Source organism: Streptomyces sp. E11-3, assembly GCF_046540415.1.
Taxonomy (GTDB): Bacteria; Actinomycetota; Actinomycetes; order Streptomycetales; family Streptomycetaceae; genus Streptomyces.
The window spans coordinates 1-536 of record NZ_JAZGRL010000263.1; the positions used below are offsets into that span (position 1 = coordinate 1).

Annotated in this window: 1 protein-coding gene; it reads left to right on the plus strand. The window is 72.4% G+C overall.

Annotated elements, in window-relative coordinates; all coding sequences use genetic code 11:
• Positions 1-512: KdsC family phosphatase (locus tag U9R90_RS36750; RefSeq protein ID WP_411061860.1), on the plus strand; the 512-nt coding region annotated here is incomplete at its 5' end.
• Positions 513-536 lie beyond the last annotated feature (24 nt).

The window sequence follows — 536 nt, forward strand, 5'->3', positions numbered from 1 at the left end:
CCGACCTCGGCGAATTGGCCGCCCCCCGCCCCACCGGCGACGACATCGACGCCGTGGTCATCGACTTCGACGGCACCCAGACCGACGACCGGGTGCTCATCGACGCCGACGGGCGCGAGATCGTCGCCGTACACCGCGGCGACGGACTCGGCATCGCGGCCCTGCGCAAGGCGGGACTCAAGCTGCTGATCCTGTCCACGGAGCAGAACCCGGTCGTCGCGGCCCGCGCCCGCAAGCTGCGGATCCCGGTGCTGCACGGCATCGACCGCAAGGACCTCGCGCTGAAGCAGTGGTGCGAGGAGCAGGGCGTCGCCCCCGAGCGCGTCCTCTACGCCGGCAACGACGTCAACGACCTCCCCTGCTTCGGCCTCGTCGGCTGGCCGGTCGCGGTCGCCAGTGCCCACGACGTCGTACGCGGCGCGGCCCGGGCCGTCACCACCACAGCGGGCGGCGACGGCGCCATCCGCGAGATCGCGACCTGGCTCCTGGGCCCGTCACTGAAAACCCCCTGAACTTCCCTCCCTCACCCTCCCCAC